Source organism: Maribacter arenosus (genome assembly GCF_014610845.1).
Classification (GTDB): domain Bacteria; phylum Bacteroidota; class Bacteroidia; order Flavobacteriales; family Flavobacteriaceae; genus Maribacter_A; species Maribacter_A arenosus.
On sequence record NZ_JABTCG010000005.1, the window covers coordinates 1 to 20297 of the forward strand.

The window sequence follows — 20297 nt, forward strand, 5'->3', positions numbered from 1 at the left end:
ACCAGACCAGCGACCCTAACCATGCAACATCAGGGTTCTCAACCGATTGTGTTACCTGCCATACCACAAGTCCCGGTTGGACACCAGCGACGATTAACCATGACTTTTTCCCATTGACCCAAGGACATGACCTACAGGATTGTACCCAATGCCATACCAATGGCACCTACGCGGGGCTTTCACCAGAATGTGTTAGTTGCCATCAAAGCGACTATGACCAGACCAGCGACCCTAACCATGCAACATCAGGGTTCTCAACGGATTGTGTTACCTGCCATACCACAAGTCCCGGTTGGACACCAGCGACGATTAACCATGACTTTTTCCCATTGACCCAGGGACATGACCTACAGGATTGTACCCAATGCCATACCAATGGAACCTATTCGGGGCTTTCACCGGAATGTGTTAGTTGTCATCAGGATGATTATGACCAAACAAATGACCCTAACCACCTCGCGGCGAACTTCCCAACAGACTGTGCAGCGTGCCATACAACAAATCCAGGATGGACCCCGGCTGAATTTGATCATGATGGGCAATACTTCCCGATATATACCGGAAAACATAGGGAAGGCGAAGTATGGAACGATTGTGTGGAATGTCATGCAAACCCAACGAGTTATGCCGATTTCACTTGTTTTACCTGTCATGGTTTAAACGAGACAAATAATGACCATAGCGACGTCAACGATTATGAGTATGTGAGTACCGCTTGCCTACAATGCCACCCCGATGGTAATAATTAATAATAATGAAGTATCTATTTAAGTCTATAATAGTCTTTATTGTCTTAACCTACAATGTTTTCGGTCAAACCAAGGACCAAATAATTGAGGGAACCGTCTCATTTGTTACAACTAACAATATTTACGTGAAATTTGAGAACACCCAGAGCATAGTAATTGGCGATAGTTTAAACCTAAAGAACACCATTACCGCTTGTTTAGTGGTGAAAAGCAAATCATCGAGTTCTTGTGTATGCCAAGTGGTCAACGCTTGTGAAATACAAAAAGGGGATAACGTCTTTTTTGTGGACAAACCTAAGGAGAAAGTCATTGTAACAGCACCTAAAAAGGAATTCGTTCCTGTGGTCCTTGATGCGGATGAACTTCAGACCGAGCCTGAATACAAGGAAACTATTCGTGGACGGATTTCAGCCTCCACTTATAGCAATATACTAAGCAACAGGGATGACCGACATCGTATCATGTCCCGTCTTTCTGTGGATGCAAATCATATAAAAGGCTCTAAATTTTCTTTTAATACGTATTTGAATTATCGACATATCCTGGATCAGGCCGAAACATCCTTTCTTCAAAAAAACAGTTTTTTAAGGGTTTATAATTTAGGGGCTAGATATGATGCCACACCTACGCTATCTTTCACATTGGGCCGAAATATAAATCCTAAAATGTCATCGATTGGGGCGATTGATGGCCTGCAAGTTGAAAAGTATTTTGGAAATTACTATGCAGGGGCCATAGTGGGTTTTAGACCTGATATTTTTGATTATGGTTTTAATGCCGACCTGCTTCAATATGGGGGTTATGTGGGTACACTAACCTCTACGGAAAATTTCTATTCCCAAACTACACTAGGTGCCATAGAGCAGAGGGGTAATGGTGATATTGACAGGCGGTATACCTATATGCAGCATTCAAGTACCTTATTCAAAGACCTGAATTTTTTCGCATCCATGGAAATGGATATATTTAGCAAGGTGAACTATACCACCAAAAATAATCTTAGGCTTACCAATTTATACGTTTCGGCTCGGTATAGGTTCAGTAGAGCACTGAATATGATGCTATCTTACGATTCCCGTAAGCGAATTATCTATTACGAAACCTTACAAACAGAAATTGAGCGTTTATTGGATGATGATATAGCAAGACAAGGGGCCCGGGCCAGAATAAATTTCAAACCCTATAAAAATATTTTTGCCGGAATTAGTTACAGCAAAAGGTTCCAGAGTGATAATCAGAACAAATCCGACAATATTTATGGATATGTAACCTTGTCCAAAGTGCCTAATATTGGGGGTCGGCTTTCATTGACCTATAACAGGAATGAGTCCAACTATTTGAAAAGTAATATAGGGGGCGCACGGTATTCCAAAGAATTCATGAATAACAGGTTGCACACAGACCTATACTATAGATTGGTGTTCTATGACTATACCACTGGCATGGATTCTTTTGAGCAACACTATTTTGGCACAAATCTCTCTTACAACATTAATCGCCAACTATTGGTCAGTATCTCGGGTGAACTTTCTACCTTTGATGACGAAAATAACATTAGAATATACTCGAGAATTATACAACGTTTTTAAATTTACTCAGATATGTACTCAACAATTAGACTGATTTCAGCACTTCTATGCTCCGTATTTCTAACTTCATGTAATAACGGGCCTAAGGTTATCGAATCTTCAAACCCCCAGGGCAAAACACCAAAAAGTGGAATATTCACCCCTGACCCTTCCACACAGGTTGTTTCGGGCGCCAATGAGTCCATTTCCAACGAATTACACCAGATAACTGTTAATGAAATATTACAGGCCTCGAGGTACGTCTACCTTAATGTTTCGGAAGGGGATTCCAAATTTTGGATCGCCGCGCGAAAACAGGATATAAAAAAAGGAGGTACCTATTTTTATAGAGGTGGACTCTTAAAGACCGATTTTGAAAGTAAGGAATACAATAAGGTTTTTGATACTATTTATTTGGTTTCCAGTTTGGTATCCCAAGATCATTCAAAATATGTTGATGGTTTGAATACCGGGGTTGAAAAAAGTGCCCCTAATATGGAAAAAGAGGATATTCCTACACATACCGACAAAGTAGTAGAACATAAAGGAACTATCAAAATTGCCGAATTGGTCAAGGATCCCAAAAAGTATGAAGGTAGCACCATACAATTGAGTGGAAAATGTGTAAAGGTAAATCCCAATATTATGGATCGGAATTGGCTCCATATTCAAGATGGGAGTAAGGATGACTATGATCTTGTGGTTACTTCGAACACCTTTGTGCCCGAAGGTTCGGATATTACCATTCGTGGACTAGTCGTCTTGAACAAGGATTTTGGTGCAGGTTACATGTACGAACTCATTGTAGAGAATGGTGAGCTAGTAAAGTAATGTTTACCAAAGAATTTTGACCAACTAAATATCCCCGAGGCAGAGTCTCGAGGAATTCTTTTAATGAACTTAAGAAATTACCGGAAATTTTCGTCTTTTAAAGTAGGCCAACAAACTGATGGCAATAATTGAGACCACTACCACATAGACCCAGCTGGGTATGGGTATAGGGTCACCCGTGGCGTAAGAATGTAACCCTGATAAATAGTAATTCACCCCGTAATACGTCATGATCACGGACGCCAATCCAAAAATGGTTGCGACATTATAAGCGAACAATCCGGTTAATTTCGGTATGAGTCGCATATGTAAAATAAAAGCGTAAACCAATATGGTGACCAAGGCCCATGTTTCCTTTGCGTCCCATCCCCAATATCTACCCCAAGACTCATTGGCCCAAACCCCTCCTAGATAGGTGCCAATGCTTACCATGAACAATCCTCCGATTAAGGTCAATTCACTTATATAGGTCATTTCCTGAACAATTCTTTTTACTCTTTTTTTGTTAGACTCCTTTAGGAAAATTAGGAGTATCAGGTTGATAAGACCAATAATGGCTCCTAACATTAAAAAACCATAACTACCAGCAATCAGTGATACATGAATCGTCAACCAATATGATTTTAAAACCGGTACCAAAGGGGTGATCTCCGGATCAAGAAAACTCAATGTGGATACCAAAAGAATGGTCGCTGCCAAAACCATGGTCGCTGCCAAGCCACCAAAAGACTTTCGTGTAAAAAGTATACCAGCCAGAGTTGATGTCCAGGCAATATAAATCATAGATTCGTAGCCGTTGCTCCAAGGCGCTCTTCCCGAAACGTACCAACGCAGACCAAGTCCTATTGTATGGAGTACAAATCCAAGTATCACCAAAGAGAAAAGAACAAGATAAACTTTTTGTAAATTAACTTTTGGCTTAAAAACCGATAGGAACAAAAAGAATAGAAAGGCAATACCCAAAAGCATATAAAACAGCCCCAATCGGGTAAATACATTCATCTTATTCAACAGTATTTCAGCGTTGATCTTTGAAGGAGACGGCATAATTTCCCCTCCATTTTTATCTTGGTATTCTTTTAATTCATTGAGAAGTAGGTTTGCTTGAGCATAATCGTTATTTTCAATTCCCGCTTTTAAGGCCTCAGTATATGAATTAAAAAATCTATCCCCTACGCCGTCATGATTATGGCCGTCATCAGGGCTGTGCCTATGTGCTGCATTAGATAACCAGGTATTGTTAGGGTCATCGGGATTTGGTATGATTTTCAATAAACTCCCAGAAAATACCATATTCAGAATATTCACTCTTTCATCGATCTTCAACAATTCTTTCTCATAGACCCCTCGATCAATAGGTTCCAAGCCATAAACACGTCGAACTTCGTCCCTTAGTTTATACTCCCCATTCGTATCGAAAAAATCGGCATAGGAAGCATAATCACCTGCAACACTTAATGCTTTGTGGATGTCCTTGTGCTTGCCCAATTTTATGATCCCGGCCTTATACCAGTCTTGCTTGTTTACGAAAATGCTCAATAAAATTTGATCAGCGGTCAAATCGTACATACGTTCCTTTCGGGCCAACTTGCGCATTATTTCACGGGAAAGGGTGTGCACAGGTTTCATTCTTCCTTTAAAATCCTGAACTACCAATTCGCTGAATGCATTGGCATGCTCAACATCAACGGTTTTTTCAACAAAGGTGGGTGACTGGGCCAACGCAAATGAAGAGGATAGGAATAGAAAAACAACAAAAGTTGATGATTTTGCCCTCACCTTCTTGATTTTTTGGGTTACCTGATAAAACCTTGTGTTTTTACTGAAAAAGGTCCAAACCATTCCCAAGGTCAACAAAGCATAGCCCAAATAGGAGATCCAGGTTCCCCAAAAATCGTGGTTAACACTTAAGTACGTTCCTTTTTCATCCTTATCAAAAGAGGATTGAAAAAAACGGTACCCCCCATAATCCAAGATGTTATTCATGAAAATGCGATAATCCATTTTTACATTTTTGGAATCATCTACCAAGGTAACCTCACTGGCATAGGAAGCGGCACTATTGGTGCCGGGATACTTTTCTAATATAAATTCGTTCAATTTTATTTGAAAAGGAACAGTAATCTCCTTGGCACCATATGAAACCACCAAATTAAGCGCATCGAAGTTCAAGGGTTGTGGTCTGCCCTCTGTGCCCCTACTCCCATAGACATAGGCTTCTTTATTAGTGCCACTCACGGCGATATCCAATAATAGGGCTGTTATACTCTCATTGCGAACTTTTGAATCTTCCGATTTGATATAGACTCTCCCTTCCTTTTTAAAATCGGAAACCACGAAATTATTGATGCCATCGGAATACAATGATCTTAATACTAAGGGGTTATAGGACTCAGAAGGATAAATCGTATCTTTCTTCTGCGTCGCCATCGTCATTCGGGTCAAAGTCTTATTCGTGCTGAACAAGAGCGAATCGTTCCTAAAAACTAAATTTATGGCATCGGGCAGTCGGGTATCCTGAAAATTATAGATAATATTCTTGATTCTTTTGGTCTGCCCTTGATTAATATAGTATTCTTCCCGTCCATTCGTCCCCGAAACCACAATTTGAAGTGTAGGTTTGCCATCAATACTTTCGGTCAGAACCTGTTTGGGATTAGGGATGAATTCTTTTACATCAATCGTAATCAAGTCCCCATCAATGAGGTATTCCCCTTTCCAATCATTGTTCCCTAATGATGCAAAAAGTACCGGCTCATCAAATTCGTATGTCTTATCATTCTTGTCCACTTTAAACTTCAAGAACGCATTGGATGACAAGAAGCTGTTTGCGGTGCCATTTTCACGAATATGCATAATGCCCTCAAAACTAAAATATCTTGTAACCCCGGCGCCAATTAAAATAATGATGATCGCACTATGAAAAAGAAGCAATGGCCACTTCTTCTGTTGTACCATCCTGAACTTAAAAATGTTATTGATAATCGTGAGGGCGAAAAGGACCAATAATAATTCGAACCACCAAGATTTATAGATAACTTTTTGGGCTGCACTTGTACCAAAGTCGTTCTCTATGAATGTGGCAGTGCCTATGGCCGCAGCAAAGAGTAATAAATAAAGACCCGCAGCACGGGTATTGAATAATGGGGTAACAAATTTCAGGAACTTAGCAAGTATGTTCTTCATATAAAGTGATGTGGGTCCATCAAATTTAAAAGAAATATTTTAAACAGGATAGACCCACACTATTTATCCTAAACGTAGGACGACAACGGCTATGAATTAACAAGGCAAAAGTACTCTATGCTCATACCGCACAGCTTTCCCCACCTTCTTTAACGCCTAATTTCACTAATATTCTTTCTAACAAACACCATTTGGTGAAAGCCGATTGAAACATATTGGCACCGATAAACAAGGTAAACCACAACCAATTGATATTGACATACATCGCCAGTATGGCGCTTAGCATAATAAAACACCCGACAATAATCCTAAAATATTTATTCAACATATGATTTGATTTTTATATTAATTCTAAATACTTCTTTCTATTGGAACAACCACCGCCTTGATAGGATTATTGGTTTCCAATTTCGTATTGAAGTCCTCGATCAGCCCAAAAAGCACATCGATTTTTTCATCATCAGTGAAAGAGAAAAAAAGACTTGATTCAATACCGCCTTTTTCACTCGGGAACCAACTTGATTTCATCCTCAATGCCACTGGATTCTTATATCCATCAATATCGGAGCCACTAAAATTCTCGATTTCAGCTTTCTTAAAAAGGTTCATCACCTGTTTTTCAAATTGCTCCACAACAGTAACCATTAAAAGTTTCATCTTTTCTTATTTATAGTTTTTGCGTTCGATCATAAAATATACCAAGGGCACCACCAATAATGTCAGTACGGTCGAGACGATGGTACCTCCCATCAGTGAAATGGCCAATCCTTGGAAAATGGGATCAAAGAGTATGACAAAGGCTCCAATGACCACCGTTCCCGCTGTTAACAATATGGGAGTGGTACGTACAGCCCCTGCTTCGATAACGGCCTGTTTAATCGGTATACCTTCTGCCAATCGGAGATTTACAAAGTCGATCAACAAGACGGAATTCCGTACCATGATACCTGCCAATGCGATCATACCTATGAACGAAGTTGCTGTAAAAAATGCACCCAATAGCCAATGCCCTAAAACAATACCCACCATGGAAAGTGGTATAGCGACCATCATTACTATAGGTGCCTTGAAATTCTGGAACCAACCGACGATCAAAATGTAAATAATCACGATTACACCAAGAAAAGCTATTCCTAAATCGCGGAACACCTCCAAGGTAATCTGCCATTCACCATCCCATTTAACGGTATAATCATCTTCAAAATCGGGTTGCTTTATATAGAGCTCATTTATTGAATAACCTTCAGGCATGTTTATTTGCTTTAATTTATCGGTCATGCCCAAAATAGCATATACAGGGCTTTCGAGTTCCCCGGCCATATCGGCCATCACATATACCACCCGTTTTTGGTTTTTTCGATAAATGCTTTTCGCCCTTGTGGTCTGCTGTATATCAACCAAATCAGCGATAGGAATCATATTTCCTTGTTGCGATTTGACCTTTAACTGACCAATATCCCCTATGGTCGATTTTTCCTTTTCATCCAAGGCTAAAATCAATCCGACTTGATTTACGGCATCTTCATCATACAAATTAGTAACCACCCTCTCGGATAAAGCCATATTCATAGTATGGGCAATTTGTTGTGGCACAACTCCATACAACATCGCCTTTTCTTTATCAATGATAAATTCATATTCGATTTGGTCTGCTTCAACCATCCAATCGACATCAACCACATCAACTGTATTTTTTAAAATATACTGTACCTGATTTGCAATATCGATTTGTATGTCATAATCAGGACCATAAATTTCACCGACAATGGTCGACATTACAGGAGGTCCTGGTGGAACTTCAACTACCTTCACGTTCGCATCGAATTTCTTTCCGATACGCTGAATCTCAGGACGTAACAAACTGGCTATTTCATGACTTTGTTCGTCACGTTCCCCTTTATCGATCAGATTTACTTGAATATCGGCCATATTGCTACCCCCACGAAGATCATAATGCCGCACCAGTCCGTTAAACGTGATAGGTGCGGATGTGCCGACATAGGTTTGATAATTGACCACTTCGGGGCGCGTTGCTAAATACTGTGCGATCTCCTTGGTAACCACTCCAGTCCTTTCCAAAGTTGTTCCCTCGGGCATGTCGATAACCACTTGAAATTCATTTTTATTATCAAATGGCAACATTTTAACGGCCACTGATTTGGTAAAGAACAAAGCCACTGAACCTAATAACAATAGAAATGTTATCCCCAAGAACAACCATCGTTTCTTTTTGCTTTCGATAAGAGGTCTTTCAAATTTTTCATACATACGGTAGATAAAAGTATCCTCCATGGCCTCCTCTTCTTTCACCGTTTCTCCTTTTTTGTCTTTTTCCCTTAGAAAGATATATCCCAAATAAGGTGTAATGGTCAAGGCTACGAAAAGTGATAGAATCATGGCTATGGAAGCACCAATTGGCATCGGACTCATATAGGGGCCCATTAAACCAGAAACAAAAGCCATAGGCAAAACAGATGCAATGACCGTGAAAGTAGCCAAAATGGTAGGGTTACCTACTTCATTGATCGCGTACAGGGCTGCCTGTTTAAATGGCAAACGTTTCATCTTAAAATGGCGATGCATATTCTCAGCAATGATGATCGAGTCATCAACAACAATTCCCGTCACGAAGACCAAGGCGAAAAGCGTGATTCGGTTTAAGGTATAATCGAGCATATAATAGCTCAAAAGCGTTAAGGCAAAGGTTATAGGAACCGATAAGAATACTACCAATCCGCCACGCCAGCCCATGGCCAACATAACCACAAGGGTTACAGCGATTATGGCCCCTATAAGGTGCATCAACAGTTCAGATACCTTATGGGAGGCCGTTTCCCCATAATTACGGGTAACCTCCACATGAATATCATCAGGAATCAAGGTCTTCTTAAGGTGTTCAACTTTATCTAAGATGATATCCGATATCTTCATAGCATCGGCCCCTTTTCGTTTTGCAACGGAAATAGTGACGGCCGGATATTCCGACTTGTATTGTTGTGCCTTTTCAGTGGCCTGGCCAAAACCCAATGCAACATAATCTTTTGGAAGCTCAGGTCCATCCTGGATACTTGCAATCTGCTTTAAGTAAATAGGTCTATTCTTCTGAATACCAACTACTAAGTTCTCAACATCTTTCGAAGTTTCCAAGAATTTGCCAGTGCTTACTGTAAACTCCGTATCGTTCTTATCAAAGGAACCCCCACTCAATTGTTGGTTATTAGCTTTGATCATTTGGGCCACAGAAAGAAAGTCCAATCCGCTTTCAGCCATCTTTTCCTTGTCCAGAACCACACGCAATTGCCTATTTCTGCCTCCTATTTTTTGGGTGGCCGAAACATCGTTGATCTTCTCTATTTCATCGGTTAGCTCTTGTGCAATTTGCTTGATACGGTAATCGTCATAACTGTCGCTCCATAGGGTTAGGCCCAACATCGGCACATCATCAATAGCTCTAGTTTTCACCAAAGGAAACGTAACGCCCTCGGGCATAATATCCATATGCTTATTGATTTCGTTGTAGAGCTTTACGAACGAACGCTCGATATCCTCACCTACATAAAACTGGACGATGACCATGCCTTGTTCTTTCATCGAAGTTGAATACACATATTCGACCCCTTTGATGTTAGAGATGAGTTTTTCGAGTGGTTTTGTCACCCGGGATTCAACCTCGGTAGGGCTTGCCCCTGGGTATCCTACAAAAATATCGGCCATAGGCACATCGATCTGCGGCTCCTCTTCCCTTGGTATTAAAAAAGAGCTATAGACCCCAATGATCATAAACACGATCATGAGTAGTACCGTTAATTTAGATCCTATGAATAATTTGGCGATTTTGCCAGCTAATCCTTCCTTCATGTTTTTAATTATTTAGTTTTTGGGCGTTAGCGCCGGCTTTCACCAGTCGCTTTTTTCATTTGTACAAAGAGCTCCAACAGGGACCCGATCCCTACCTGCCGGCAGGTAGGTCTAACGTAGTTCCAATTATTGGATATTGATCTTTGCTCCGTTATACAATTTACCCTCTGCGGAAACGATATACCGTTCATCGGTAGATAAACCGGAAAGCACTTCCACTTGATCCCCTAGGGTCCTACCCAATCGCAACCATCTCAATAAGGCCGTATTACTTTCACTAACCGTATAAATCCCCGTTAATTGACCATTGGTAACTAAAGCATCTTTCGGAATCATAATCGTTTGCGTATTCGCTTTATGGGCGATAGGAAAACGAACTGTGGCATACATTCCAGACATTATTTTAGCCGTTGACTTCTCAAGAATAACCTTGACCAAATACTGGCCGCCTGTATTTTTGGCAGATGTACTTATTTCAGCAACTTTGGCCGGTACGGTAACGTCTAGGGATTTTAAGACCACGTTCACCTCGGTATCTGCGTTGATTTGAAGTATCTCAGATTCTGGGACCATGGCCAATACTTGAAACTTACCCGGGGATTCTACCTCTAACAAAGGCATGCCAGGGCTGGCCATATCGCCGACATTTATAAATTTGTTGGTGACAGTTCCATTGAAAGGCGCTCGGATATTTGCATATGAAAACTGGGCATTAACTTCATTTTTCATTTGTTTTGCTGCCTCTAACCTGGCCTTGGCCATATTATAATTCGCGGTTATATCATCCAATTCTTTTTGGGAAGCACTGTTTTCCGCATATAAGGCCGTAAACCGGTTATAGTCTTTCTCCGCATTCATATAAGCTGCGGTGGCTTCGGTAATACCGGCATTTACTTGGGCCAATTTGGCAGATAGATCCGTATCACTAATACTGATCAATTGCTGACCTTTTCTCACCTTGTCCCCGACATTGACATATATTTTGTCAACAAAACCCATCATGCGGGTACTTAAATTGGCGCTGTTAACCGCCTCGATTTTTCCACTAGCCGTTAGATAAGAATTACCGCTTTCCTCCGATACCGAATTCACGGAAACCGCTACCGCTGGCGTATCCCCAACTGTAGTTTTTTTATTCCCTTCCCCACAGCTAACTGTTAAAAGTGCCAGTGAAATCATTCCTATAATTAATGTATTCTTCATTTTGATGTCTATTTTTTAGCTGTTGAATTACTCTTTGGTTAAAAATTGAACATATGCCAAAGCATAGTTATGTTGAAAAATGGTCGTATAATACTCCAATTGCTTTTGGGCATATTGGGTTTCTGCCATTAATAAATCGGTGGTCCGCTCCAATCCTTGTTCAAAGCGATTGGTTCTTATCCTTAGTGATTCCTTGGACTGTGATAAGGCCAGGGCCGTAAGCTCCAAGTTGTTCTTGGCATCCTGAAGCATACGTATGGCCCTATTCAGCTCTACCTGACTTTCTGCCTTATATTGGTTGAATTCCAATTTCGATTTTTCATATTCCGCCCTACTCTTCTTGGCTTTGCCAAAACGCTTTGAACCCTCGAAAATGTTCCATTTCAATTCCGCCCCAAAAAGGTATCCATCAGCATCGCCTTGAAACACCTCATCGTCATGGAGTTCATATGTCCCAAAAGCATTCAGGCGAGGTAAAAAACTCATTTTATCCGATTGGTACATTTGTCGATACGCTTCAGAAGCTTTGAATACCGCTAGGATATCCTTTCTGTTCTCGGGCAAACTTTCAAAACTGATCGAATTGGAAAGAATGGTTAAAGAATCCGCAGGTTGTAATATCCGATAACTATCATCATTCATTAAAACCGAAAGTTGGTTCGATGCGTTCTTGATATTACTTTGGGCATATTGCAATTGGTTATCAATTTCAGTTACCCGGACCTCTACGGCAAGGACGTCCGATTTTTGTAAATACCCTTGCTTAAAACTGTTATCTGCCAATCGCTTATTTTCCAAAGCGGCTTCCTTGGCCTTTTTCAACACCTCAACTGTTTTATAGGACAATTGCAACTGCATATAGGCCTTATCTACCATTAATTCAATATAGTCTTGCTTGCGTTCTGCCTGCAATTGTGTCGCATTCAATTTGGCCTTGGCGGCCTTACGTTGATAGAGCCCGTCGAAATTCAATAAAGGCTGTTGCACTTGGATCCGTGTCGCATAATCCTCGATTTGACTGGGATCATTGAGCAGTATAGGATTAAAATCGGCCTGGGTCAATATTTCCTGATTGAGCTTTGAACCAAAGGCCATTAAGGGGTTAGTGGTCGCTATCCCCGTATGTGAAATACTGATATTGGGAAGCAACACGGCATTGCTCTGATTATAATCGCCTTGGGCCGCTAATACCTCCTGTTCGGAAATCTTCAAGGTATTGTTTTCAGAAAGTACTTCTGTAAGCACTTCCTCCTTTGTAATCAACACTGATTCTTGCGCCTGTACAAAAAAGGAAACGCTGAAAAATGCCAGTATCAAAAGTAGTTTGTTCATTGTTCAATTAATTTGAGGCAAAATTAGAAGGTGACGAGAGACTTGGCAGTAACATATGTTACCCTAGATTGTAACTTATGTTACTTAAAAACACTTTCGGAAGAACTAAATAATAGGCATACCAATACCAATAGGGTTGCTATAGTTTTACACCATAGGATAAATCGCCCGCATCCCCTATACCTGGGATAATGTACCCTTTACCAGTAAGCTCGTCATCAATGGCGGCTATCCATAAATGGGTGCCTTCGGGAAAAACCTTTTTAATATAGGCTACCCCTTCTTTAGAACCTATGACCGAAATAATATGGATCTGCTTGGGTTGGCCGTGGGTTTTCAAAACTTTCAAAACATTCTCCAAGGTCCTTCCTGTAGCCAACATGGGGTCGGTGAGTACCAAGGTTTTATTTCCCAGACTCGGCGCTGCGAAATATTTGACGATCACCTCAAAATCGTCCCCTCCATTAGGGTGATGCCTATAGGCCGAGATAAATGCATTCTCGGCCCTATCAAAATAATTCAATAAGCCTTGATGTAAAGGAAGACCGGCACGTAGAACGGAACAGAGTACGAGCTTATCTATGGGCAGTGCAATGTCCTTGGTGCCGAAAGGGGTCTGTACGGTCTTGGTATCATAATTCAAGGTTTTACTCAATTCATAGCACAGGATTTCACCGATGCGTTCAATATTCCTTCGAAATCGCATGGAATCCTTCTGAATTTCAATATCCCTAATTTCGGCTATAAAACGATTTAGAACGGAGTGTTTTGACTCAAAATGATGCACTATCATAGGCCCTATATTTAACTTCTAAGTTACGGTATAATTGGTGGTTTACCTTATCAAAGCGATAAAATCGCTAGTCTTCTTGTTTTGTGAAAAACCAATAACTGATACCGACCGACCAATAAAACACATTCTCCAAATCTTCCTCGATGACGGCATCCTCAGTGGTAATGGTTGCGCTACTTTAGGAAACGCGCATGTCGGGGTAAATGAAAATATGAATTGGTTGTGATAATATTGAATCGGAGCACTAAGTTCAAGGTTCAAAAGCTTGAATTTCGAAGCTTCCAGAATTTCCAAATTTGTCGTGATGTTCTTTTCTGAGCCTACACCCTGCCCCTTCCCTTTTCTACTTCCTAAACGGCTCGTGCTATAATATTCTTGATAAAAATATTGGGACCCTGCAAAGATTCTGATCTTGGATCCGGTCTTGATTTCTTTGTTGGGCTGTAAGCATTGCAGTCCCTAGGACTACGAGTGCAGCCATTAACAATTACTTTTTCATGATACAATTTTTTTAAATTAATATAATGTAAAAGTATATTCCGGGTCTAGGCGAAGCAATGATATAAATCATGTAACAACTTTTATATCAATATATTACATGCTTTTTTTGGTAACATCTGTTACATTAAAAAGCCCTGACGAAACTGTCAGGGCCTTTAGCAACAACCAAACAAAAACTGATCAATGAACATGACCAATATATATTAAAACAACTTTCTTTTAATTCCCAATTCGCGGGAATGACAGTATGACTTCCTCCTCCATAAGGGCATCAAGAAATATATGACGATCAAGGGCCACACCTTTCATTGGCACTATCCACTATGGCGTTATATTCCTCAATCGTAAGGAATTGGGGAACGTATGTTTCCCCCGAATTTTCTATAGCCCTTACAAAACTTCTTAAATGGTTTCGTGAACCACATTGAAGACTCTTGAATACATTGATCATACTTGGATTGGCTGTAGCATCGATAAATGTTCCCAAATCAACGATATCAAGATCTTCAATGGTCGCACCGACTTCAAGGGCGTTCCCGGCGTCAATTTGGCCTTTTTCCACAAACTGATCATACAGCTTTTGCATTTCTTCATTGGCAAACTCCCCATAAGGTAAAATGGTATAGTCAATTTGATATTGGTCTAATAGCTCGACCACGGCATTCACATGGGATTGTTCGCTCACTTTAATGTTCGCAAATTGATTGATCCCATAAAGACCATCTAAAAAATCATAGGTATCCCTGGCTAATTTTTCTTCTTCCAACATAAAGAGTAGTGCATTTTCATCTTCCAGGGTTAAATCGGTAACATTCAACTCCGTGCCCGTAATTGGGGTTTCATCATTGTCACAAGCTCCTAAGGTGGCAAGGGACAACAGTGTCAATCCAATGTTCTTGAACTGTGTAATCCTTCTAGATTTCATAACCTCTATTTTTTTAGGACAAATTTCCGAATTGGAATCGAAACACACAGCCACTTTTGTTACATAAAAAAGACACCTACATAACCTATGCAAGTGCCTTTTTTCAACAACCAAACAAATCAATGAAAATCGGGGGTCATTGATTTACCTTTCGGGTTCCCCCATGGCCACCGGCAACAATGACCAATATTTTTAAACTTAGATAGATAAACCTAAAAAATTGTATGATGGGGTTCATCATTATAAAGCGTTTCGATTTTGATATTCTACGTGTCATTTTCTACATTTTATTCCGGAATCAACCACCAAAAAGGCCTCATTTTGGCTTTATACAAAAAGGCGTGGTGCAGTGCCAATTTCAACCAATGTCCGGCCAAACCGATTTCACCAAACGTCTTCCCTAGTTTTCTTCCATGGGTATCCGGATATTTTTTATAATCGGGTACTATTGGGAATGTTGTAATACTGATTCCACTGCCCTTGGTTATTCCATATCCGGAAGAGGCAATACATGCGGCTCCCATATTCCCCATTGATCCTTTATGGTGTAAGGATGGTTTATTCTTTTTAATGGTATCGATAATATTATCCGCAACCAATTTAGCAGTAATACCCGAAGGCATCCCTGTACGTGGAGGTGAAGGAGAAATCGGTGTACCATTCTTACTTACCCTTGGTTTGGAAATGGCATGTGGAGGGGCAAATGCGATTCCTGGGGCAAATATATTAGGGTACGACGGATTTTGATAGGTTTCCGGCCAATCCTGAACAGACCATTCCTCATAGGGTTTAGGCGTATAATCCGCATCAACGATCATGAAACCTTTAAAGAGTTTTTCGGTAATATCCTTATCGTTCTTATCGTATGCCTTAAAACCATGCCCGGAAAATGCTGGGATTAACATTGCAAAATCATAGGTCTCGGATTTGTATTCCCCGTCCAAGGTTTCGTAATGGGCAACACCGTCCTCAATTTTATTGACTCCGGCACCTATGATCCATTTAATTCCGCGGTCCTCGAATACCATTTCGACCATCTCGCTTGATTTCATGATATTATTACCATAACTGAGCAACATACCATCCATTCCAAAATCGCCCAACTTAGGCTCGTTGGCAATCCATGTCAGTTCTATACTATCCCTTACGCCATGTCTTCGAAGCTCTTGCTCAACATTCAGGATATACTCAAAGGCCGCCCCTTGACAAGTGGATTTTGCATGTCCGGTCCCAATCAATATTTTCGCTTTTTCCCCTTGTTTTACTCGTTGAATCAATGTTTCCAAAGCGATCCATGCCTCGGTTGCATGGGTATAAGTACATACCGAATACGTTTTATTGGTGGCAGGCTTTAAACCTTCGGTCATGTCAAAGGCCAACTTAGGTCCTGTGGCATTTATTAGATAGTCATAGGTGACTTTTTCCGTAGAACCCTTCTTTTCACCAGCGACATATTCCGCTGTTATAAAGGGCATGTTGGTTTCAGTATCCCCTTCAGGGTGAAAGGTTAGGACTTTTGCCTGTTTAAACTCTATCCCTTTCTTTTTATACAAGGGTGCCAATGGGAAAAGGATATCCTTGGATTTCATACGGCCGATCCCTACCCAGATATTTGAAGGAATCCATTGATAATTGCCATTGGGGGAAACCACGGTAACCGTATGTTTTTTAGACAGTTTTCTTCGTAAGTGGCTAGCAGCTACATGGCCCGATATTCCTGCACCTAATACAACAATTCTCGACATTCTTGAATCTTTAAACTTCAGTAAATCTAATCTTGTTATCAATCGACGGCAATGACCCTTATCATGTCCGATCCTGGCATTACGATTGTAAAGTTTAGCTTTTGTGGAAACATATACTGCAACCTTTGTTACATAAAAAAGCACCTACAAAATGGCAGGTGCTTTTTTTCAACAACCAAACAAATCAATGAATTTTAACGTCATTGATCAACATTTCGGGTTTCCCCTGTGGCCATCAGCAACAATGACCAATATCTTAATTGAACACAAAGTTGGGACTTAATTTAATAGTATACTGCAACCTTTGTTACATATAAGACAAAAAGCAAAAAGGAATAAATTCTTATAGACAGATGTATTAAAACCACTTACAGGTAATTAGTGGTCTCCGTATCCTACATCATCCATTTTTCCTTTGAACACACGATATTGGATAATCATATAAACAATGACCAAAAAAAGCGCAACTATAAACCAACTTAGACCAACAGAAAGACCATATTCGTCAGCAGCGACATTATAGAGGGTGAGTGATGGGTTCACAAAGTTGGTCGAGGGTAATACCTTGGGGAATATTGACGAAACGGTTGATGTTAATCCTCCAAATAAAAAAAGAGAGGAGAACACAAATCCTTTTCCGTCATTTTTAAACGATCTTATCTTAAACAAACCGAATAATCCCGTCAATGTAATGAGAGGAAACACCCACAGCCAAGGGTAGTCGATAAAATTAGCGAAAGGGTTTGGCTCGATAAAATGCCAAACCAATAAAGATATAATCACCAAACCCAACAGAACAAAATTTAGGTTAAATACCGTTCTTTTCAGTTTTTCATTTAGGTCTGAATTGGTTTTGAAAATAATCCAGTTGGCACCGTGAATAGTTAATGCTACAACACCAACGATACCTAACAATAATGTAAACCAATCGATAATCCCTAATTCTTCTGCTTGTGGGCTAAATGTAGGATTCCAAAGCGGCAAGAAAAAATAATGTGCTTCTTGCGTTGATACACCATTCACCACATTACCAAGATTAACCCCTCTAACCACATTACCAAGAGCGACTCCGAAAAATAATGCCAAAAGTAAACTGGCGATGCCAAATGCCTTATCCCATATGATTTCCCACATTTTATTGTGGACCTGACCTCTTAATTCCAATCCTATTGCCCTAAAGATCAACAACCATAAAATCATGATCAATGGTAAATAAAACCCGCTAAAGGAGGATGCATATAAGGTTGGGAAAGCAAAAAACAACACACCACCCGCAGCAATAAGCCAAACTTCATTGGCATCCCAGAATGGCCCAATTGCATTGGTAATGGCCTTCTTTTGCGCTTCGGTTTTTGCCATGAATAAATGTATGATTCCAGCGCCAAAATCGTATCCATCCAAAATCAAATAAACAGCCAACATGGTCATTAAAACGATATACCAAAATAATTCCATAATCAATGTTTTACGAATTGAGGTCCTTTGTTAATTATCTTACCCACTAGCATCAGAAATAAAAGTCCCAACAACAAATAGAGTCCAATAAATCCAAGTAAGGTAAACAGTGTATTCCCTGCCGAAACTGTAGGCGAGGCGCCATCTGCCGTTCTTAAAAGATTATAGACCAGCCATGGTTGCCTACCCAATTCAGAAGTGTACCAACCTGTAGTATTAGCTATATATGGAAAAGGCAACAAGAATAACAAAGACCATAAAACCCATTTGGTTTTATAAAGCTTTTTTCGATAAAGTTGAATGTTGGCAATGAACATAAGGCCAATGAAAATAGTCCCTAAACCTACCATTATATGATATGCGTAATACAATCCAGGTACATTGGTGGGATAATCTTTTTCATCAAATTCATTTAAGCCCTTTATCTCTGCATCAAATTTTTGATAAGTCAAGAAGCTAAGTATATTGGGAACCGCCACCTTATTGTCCAACTTCTTTTCTAACATATTGGGTTGACCGATTAAAACTATTTCCGAACCGCCTTCTTCAGTTTCAAAGATACCCTCCATGGCCGCGAAAGTCACGGGTTGATATTTCACTACATTTTTTGCTGTCCAGTCACCCGTGGGAAATGCGACCAAAACACTGGAAATCAAACCAAAAACAACCCCGGTTTTTACGAATAGTTTCCCAAATTCTGAATGCTTTTTATTTAAAAGATAAAATGCCCCAATCCCTGCTACTACAAATGATGCGGTAATAACCGATGCTAATTGATTGTGTAAATAAGATGGGACTAACCAAGGGTTTGAAAATAAGGCGCTAAAATTATTTAGCACGAATTTACCGTTCTCAAGAATTTCATACCCTACGGGGTGTTGCATCCAGGAATGGGTTGCAATAATCAAAAAGCCACTGGCCCAAGATCCTAAAAAAACCAAAAATCCTGTAACAAAATGAAGTTTATGGCCCAATAACTTTTCACCAAATAAAAACAATCCTAGAAACGAAGACTCCAAAAAGAAGGAGAACATGCCTTCCATGGCAAGAGTTTGACCTATGATGCCTCCGGTCAATTCTGAAAATTTTGCCCAATTGGTACCGAATTGAAATTCCATGGGAATTCCTGTAACTACGCCCATCGCAAAATTCAAGGCAAATATCTTCATCCAAAACTTTGCGGCATCATTGTATTTTTCAACTTTTGTTACTAGGTATTTTCCTTTGAAATAGACTATTATCAATGATAATCCCATAGTCAATTGCGGGAAAAGATAATGGAAAGTGATAGTAAATGCGAATTGCATTCTATCATAAAAAAGCATGTCTTCCATACTAAGATTCTTAATACTAAAAAATACTATTGAGATACAACACTTGTGCTTAGAATCACCAAAAGTCCAATAGTAATCATAGAAAAACTGCAACCTATGTTACACTATCTATAAAATTAAAATAAAGTAAACAATTAATGCGTTGTGGATGGCTAAATTTGATTGGACAAAAAACCTGATCAATAATCTTAATCATATCGTTTCTTAAATAAAAATATTACGTGATTGAAACCCTATTTACCTACCATCTGTCCAGAAAATCAAGTTATCTTGTAAACTCCCTTTTCGCTTTGCCTTAGTTATGGCTAATATGATTTAAATTGTTCCCAACCCTAAAAATTCATATTGTAGAAGGAATTGATCAATATGTGACTTTTATCACTTTTCATTAAAAAAAAAGCCTCTACATTTAACCCATGAAAAAAAGCAGGTTCTTCTTTTCTATGTTTTTTTTGGTCATTACTTTGACCAGTAGCCTGAAGATTGCCGGGACCTTTGGGTATTATGCGCTGTTCACCGATGATTTCGTTGAACGTTTTTGCGAAAATAAGGAGCGACCCGAATTAAATTGTGATGGGAAATGTTACTTAGCCAAAATGCTCTTGCAAGAATCCAAGGACGATACACCACCCATTAATATTGATCTTTTAAAGAATGAAACCATTCTTTTTTTGGAAAAAAGCATAACGTTTGACTTTATTGGCGACCGGGAATCCGATTTGGCCAATTTTGGGTACACGAATCTCTATCACTTCCGTTTTTTACAGGAAGAAATTCAACCTCCGCGGGCATAGCATACCTTCCGTAACTTTTATTC

Annotated in this window: 16 protein-coding genes; 4 read left to right on the forward strand and 12 right to left on the reverse strand. The window is 39.8% G+C overall.

All coding sequences use genetic code 11. The features are described from left to right. From HPE63_RS13695 to HPE63_RS13705, 3 genes are all read left to right on the forward strand, one after another. The coding region (locus HPE63_RS13695; RefSeq protein ID WP_223198167.1) for a hypothetical protein at positions 1-749 on the forward strand (749 nt) is incomplete at its 5' end. A gap of 5 nt (positions 750-754) precedes the next feature. Then, complete coding sequence (locus HPE63_RS13700; RefSeq protein ID WP_188314864.1) at positions 755-2338, forward strand: hypothetical protein; 1584 nt, start codon at positions 755-757, stop codon at positions 2336-2338. Between the two features lie 12 nt (positions 2339-2350). Beyond that, complete coding sequence (locus tag HPE63_RS13705; RefSeq protein ID WP_188314865.1) at positions 2351-3148, forward strand: hypothetical protein; 798 nt, start codon at positions 2351-2353, stop codon at positions 3146-3148. Positions 3149-3217: 69 nt separating this feature from the next. Here HPE63_RS13705 and ccsA read toward each other — a convergent pair whose 3' ends face one another. The 12 genes from ccsA to HPE63_RS13765 form a co-directional block, all read right to left on the reverse strand. Next, complete coding sequence (gene ccsA / locus HPE63_RS13710) at positions 3218-6334, reverse strand: cytochrome c biogenesis protein CcsA (RefSeq protein WP_188314866.1); 3117 nt, start codon at positions 6332-6334, stop codon at positions 3218-3220. 121 nt (positions 6335-6455) lie between these two features. Further along, on the reverse strand, positions 6456-6662 hold the full coding sequence (locus tag HPE63_RS13715) for a YgaP family membrane protein (protein ID WP_188314867.1): 207 nt from the start codon (positions 6660-6662) through the stop codon (positions 6456-6458). Between the two features lie 23 nt (positions 6663-6685). Beyond that, positions 6686-6991: a hypothetical protein gene (locus tag HPE63_RS13720; protein WP_188314868.1), complete on the reverse strand. Its 306-nt coding sequence runs from the start codon at positions 6989-6991 to the stop codon at positions 6686-6688. A 6-nt stretch (positions 6992-6997) separates the two neighbouring features. Next, positions 6998-10192 carry an efflux RND transporter permease subunit gene (locus HPE63_RS13725; RefSeq protein WP_188314869.1) on the reverse strand — a complete coding sequence of 1065 codons (3195 nt, stop codon included), beginning with the start codon at positions 10190-10192 and terminating at the stop codon, positions 6998-7000. A gap of 126 nt (positions 10193-10318) precedes the next feature. Then, complete coding sequence (locus HPE63_RS13730) at positions 10319-11395, reverse strand: efflux RND transporter periplasmic adaptor subunit (RefSeq protein WP_188314870.1); 1077 nt, start codon at positions 11393-11395, stop codon at positions 10319-10321. 27 nt (positions 11396-11422) lie between these two features. Further along, positions 11423-12727 (reverse strand): TolC family protein, encoded by a 1305-nt coding sequence (locus tag HPE63_RS13735; protein WP_188314871.1) that lies wholly within the window; start codon positions 12725-12727, stop codon positions 11423-11425. A 139-nt stretch (positions 12728-12866) separates the two neighbouring features. Next, on the reverse strand, positions 12867-13520 hold the full coding sequence (gene upp / locus HPE63_RS13740) for a uracil phosphoribosyltransferase (RefSeq protein WP_188314872.1): 654 nt from the start codon (positions 13518-13520) through the stop codon (positions 12867-12869). Between the two features lie 790 nt (positions 13521-14310). Next, positions 14311-14946: a DUF2202 domain-containing protein gene (locus HPE63_RS13745; RefSeq protein ID WP_188314873.1), complete on the reverse strand. Its 636-nt coding sequence runs from the start codon at positions 14944-14946 to the stop codon at positions 14311-14313. A gap of 136 nt (positions 14947-15082) precedes the next feature. Further along, positions 15083-15223: a hypothetical protein gene (locus HPE63_RS13750; protein WP_188314874.1), complete on the reverse strand. Its 141-nt coding sequence runs from the start codon at positions 15221-15223 to the stop codon at positions 15083-15085. A 10-nt stretch (positions 15224-15233) separates the two neighbouring features. Next, positions 15234-16691, reverse strand: a complete 1458-nt coding sequence (locus HPE63_RS13755) for an NAD(P)/FAD-dependent oxidoreductase (RefSeq protein WP_188314875.1) — start codon at positions 16689-16691, stop codon at positions 15234-15236. 378 nt (positions 16692-17069) lie between these two features. After that, positions 17070-18146 (reverse strand): cytochrome d ubiquinol oxidase subunit II, encoded by a 1077-nt coding sequence (gene cydB, locus HPE63_RS13760; RefSeq protein WP_188314876.1) that lies wholly within the window; start codon positions 18144-18146, stop codon positions 17070-17072. 2 nt (positions 18147-18148) lie between these two features. Continuing rightward, on the reverse strand, positions 18149-19480 hold the full coding sequence (locus tag HPE63_RS13765) for a cytochrome ubiquinol oxidase subunit I (RefSeq protein WP_188314877.1): 1332 nt from the start codon (positions 19478-19480) through the stop codon (positions 18149-18151). A 416-nt stretch (positions 19481-19896) separates the two neighbouring features. Here HPE63_RS13765 and HPE63_RS13770 point away from each other — a divergent pair, with 416 nt between their 5' ends. After that, positions 19897-20274, forward strand: coding sequence for a hypothetical protein (locus tag HPE63_RS13770; RefSeq protein ID WP_223198168.1), 378 nt, complete (start codon positions 19897-19899; stop codon positions 20272-20274). The last annotated feature ends 23 nt before the right edge of the window (positions 20275-20297 follow it).